The following is a 3,486-nucleotide window of genomic DNA, read 5'->3' on the forward strand; positions in this document are numbered from 1 at the left end:
TCTTTTATAGATGCTTTTACTTCATCTTTAAATTCAATAACCTCTTCTATAACTACTTCAACTGGTTCTGGCGGTGGATTCTCCGGTGGTGGCGGTGGTGGAGGTGGTGGCTCAGGTGGAAGCGCAGGATAAACATACCGTCTTTATTGCAATTGGAAGTAATCTTCTTGAAAGAGAAAAAAATATTGAAGAAGCAATATCTAACCTTAAAAAGGAAGGAATTGATATAGTAGCCTTATCTTCCATTATTGAAACAGAACCGTACGGATTTACTGACCAACCAAAATTTTTAAACTGTGTTGTAAAGGCTAAAACAACTAAAACACCTAAAGAGTTATTGAAAACTCTACTTTTGATTGAAGCAAAACTTGGTAGAGTGAGAAAAGAAAAATGGGGTCCAAGGACTATTGACCTTGATATCCTTTTTTATGATGATCTCATTATTGATGAAGAGGATCTTAAAATTCCACACTACGATATCCAAAATAGGCTATTTGTTTTAAAACCTCTTTCAGAAATTGCAGGAGATTTTATCCACCCTGCTTTTAAAGTTAGCATAAACGAACTATTAAATAACCTAATTAAAAAGGAGAATTATGAAGATAGCAACTTGGAACGTTAACTCAATAAGAACAAGACTGTCTTATGTAAAGATGCTTCTTCTTGATAACGGGATTGACGTATTATCACTCCAAGAGATTAAAACCGAAGAAAAAAACTTTCCATTTGAAGAATTTGGCAATTTAAATTACTTTGCGAACGTTTTTGGACAGAAGGCTTACAATGGAGTTGCACTAATTTCAAAATTCCCTTTTAAGGAAGTAAAGAAAGATGTCCTTAACGATGGTATTGCAAGGACAATCGAAGGGCAAATAGAAGATTTAACTATTCTTAATGTATATTTTCCTCACGGAGGAAATTTAGGAAGCGAACAATTTTTCTATAAACTTGAATTTTACAAGAAGATTAAAAACTACATTTTAAAAAATGACTTAATAAATAAAAACTTTATTCTGATGGGTGATTTTAACGTTGCAAGAGAAGATATTGATGTTTGGGATAAAGACTTATTAGATGGCACAATTGGTTTTATGAAAGAAGAAAGAGATGCATTAAACGATCTTATTAGTATTGGCCTTATTGATGCTTTTAGATATTTTTACAGCGATGTTGTTGCTTTTACCTGGTGGGATTACACTGGGGGAAGTTTTAAAAGAAACTACGGTATGAGAATTGATTACATCTATGTCTCAAAATCTCTTTTAAGCAGGTTAAAAAATTGCTATATAGAAAAGAGTTTACGAGCACTTGATAAACCATCTGACCATGTGCCGGTAGTTTTAGAAATAACATAGGAGGTTTTTATGTTCGAATACGATTTTGTTATCGACCTTGCAAATAGCGTTGGAAAAATTATCAAAGAGAACTTTAGGAAGACCCTTGATATCGAGTTAAAAAGCAAAAGAGACCTTGTGACAAATGTTGACAAGTTCATCGATAACTTTGTCCGAGAAAAGATAATAAAAGAATACCCTTCTTATGGAATTATTACAGAAGAAAATGTTGATGTAAATTCTAACTCTAATAAAAAATTTATAATTGATCCACTTGACGGAACGCATAATTTTGTTAAAAGCTTTCCATTTGTTGCCGTTTCAATTGCCTATATGGAAGATGAAACATTAAAATTCGGTGTAGTATACAATCCAATACTTGATGAGTTTTTTGTAGGAGAATTTGGGAAAGGCGCCATGTTGAATGGCAAAAGCATAAGTGTTTCAAAAACAAAAACCTTGGAAGATGCACTTATTGCAACAGGATTTGTATATGCAGCAAGAAACGAAAAAACTTTTTCCACATTTAGAGAGGTTTTGGATAGTGCATTATCAATAAGGTGCAATGGAAGTGCTGCACTCGATCTTGCTTACGTTGCGCAAGGAGTTTTCGATGGTTATTACCAAAAAGGGATTCACATTTGGGATATAGCTGCAGGAAGTCTCATAGTAAAAGAAGCAGGAGGTTACGTTACGGATTTTATCGGTAATGAAAATTTCTTAAACAAAAACGAAGTCTTTGCAACAAACAAGTTAATACACAGAGATCTTTTGAAAATGGTAGGTTCTTTTTAGGCTTTACCTAAAATTCCTACTCCAAGCCATTCAGGCCCACCATACACTCCCACCACTGCACCGCATAGTAACTTTTCTACTTTTATAGATACAATACTTTCGATTTTACTTACGAATTCATCTACATCTCTATTTATACCATGAATAACTGCAATTCTTTCAATGCCAATACTTCCATTAATTCCTTTTATAAAATCAAGCAACTTTTCTTTTGCTTTGTTTAAGGAGCGTGCTACACTTTCAGTTTTTACTTCACCATCAGTAAACGACAAAATTGGTTTTATGTTTAATATTTCACCTAAAAGACCACCAGCCTTACTTAACCTTCCTCCTTCAACAAGGTATTTAAGTTCATATAGGACAAACCTATTATAGATTCTTTCAACAAGTTTTTGAGTTTCTTGATAAACATCTCTAAAAGATAGGTTTTTCTTTATAAGAGAGGCAGCATATTCCGCAAGGAACTTAAGTGAAAATGTAGTGCTTTTTGTATCAACAATTTTTATTTTATCAGTCTTTAAGGTTTCGATTGCAAGTCGTGCAGAATTAATGGTTCCTGAAACCTTCTCTGATAGGTGTATAGAAAGAATTTCATTTCCTTCTTCAAGAAGTGGTTTGTATGCCTGGATGAAGTCTTGAACAGATGGTTGAGAGGTTTTAGGTAGTTCTTTAGATTCCAAAAGCATTCTGTAAAATTCGGAAACTGGCAATTCATTTTCTTTGTATTCTTTTCCATTTATTCTTATTGTAAGTGGAACTACTTTAATGTCATACTTTTCAAGCGTTTCTTTTTCGATGTAACCTGTTGAATCCACAACTATTTTAATCATTTTTATCTCCCTTTATTTAGTTAAAGGCTTTAAAAGCCTTTATAATTTTACTAAAATTGAAATATTGCATCAACTTAATAATACCAAAATTAACATTCCTGTCAAGAAACAAACTTATTAAGATGTGTTTTTAAAAAACTAATACTGTCAATTTTATAAGGGTAAAATACCTTTTTACTAAAAAAGATACTTTCTTTAAGACTTAAACCTCCGTCATCCTGAGTGCAAGTAATCGACCTCAAAGTTGAGAGAGATCATTCCACCCCATCAAGTATAAAAAGGATGAGATTCTTCCTCTCTCACTGCGTTTGCTCGTCAGAATGACTGTTTGGAGTCATCCTGAGCCCCTTTTTCCGTGTCATTCTGCGCTATTTTTTCCTTGTCATCCTGAGCGGTAGCGAAGGATCTTGAAGTTGAGGGGGTAAACACCACCCCACTCAAGACTCCCCTGAAAGCATAAACAGATGAGATTCTTCACTTCGTTCAGAATGACACCTTGCAGTCATCCTGAGCCCCTTTTTCCCTTG

Annotated in this window: 4 protein-coding genes; 3 read left to right on the plus strand and 1 reads right to left on the minus strand. The window is 33.8% G+C overall.

The window, feature by feature from the left end:
* Positions 1 to 115: 115 nt before the first annotated feature.
* The 3 genes from folK to K6343_02070 are packed head-to-tail and all read left to right on the plus strand — an operon-like array spanning position 116 to position 2,129.
* Complete coding sequence (folK, locus tag K6343_02060; GenBank protein MEF3244758.1) at positions 116 to 622, plus strand: 2-amino-4-hydroxy-6-hydroxymethyldihydropteridine diphosphokinase; 507 nt, start codon at positions 116 to 118, stop codon at positions 620 to 622.
* Positions 597 to 1,355, plus strand: a complete 759-nt coding sequence (xth, locus tag K6343_02065) for an exodeoxyribonuclease III (GenBank protein MEF3244759.1) — start codon at positions 597 to 599, stop codon at positions 1,353 to 1,355. Before folK ends, xth begins: the two co-directional genes overlap by 26 nt.
* A gap of 9 nt (positions 1,356 to 1,364) precedes the next feature.
* A complete protein-coding gene (locus tag K6343_02070; protein MEF3244760.1) occupies positions 1,365 to 2,129 on the plus strand; it encodes an inositol monophosphatase in 765 nt (254 codons plus the stop codon).
* Here the strand turns inward: K6343_02070 and K6343_02075 are convergent.
* The gene (locus tag K6343_02075) at positions 2,126 to 2,959 is read right to left on the minus strand and encodes a DegV family protein (protein ID MEF3244761.1); all 834 of its coding nucleotides are present in this window, start codon (positions 2,957 to 2,959) and stop codon (positions 2,126 to 2,128) included. The genes K6343_02070 and K6343_02075 overlap by 4 nt on opposite strands.
* Between the last annotated feature and the right edge of the window lie 527 nt (positions 2,960 to 3,486).

The organism is Caldisericaceae bacterium (assembly GCA_036574215.1).
Classification (GTDB): domain Bacteria; phylum Caldisericota; class Caldisericia; order Caldisericales; family Caldisericaceae; genus Caldisericum.

What these genes read in the sequence shown, in the direction of transcription:
- xth (MEF3244759.1), top strand. Translation starts at nt 597, where the DNA reads ATGAAGATAGCAACTTGGAACGTTAACTCAATAAGAACAAGACTGTCT.
- K6343_02070 (MEF3244760.1), top strand. Translation starts at nt 1,365, where the DNA reads ATGTTCGAATACGATTTTGTTATCGACCTTGCAAATAGCGTTGGAAAA.
- K6343_02075 (MEF3244761.1), bottom strand. Translation starts at nt 2,959, where the DNA reads ATGATTAAAATAGTTGTGGATTCAACAGGTTACATCGAAAAAGAAACG.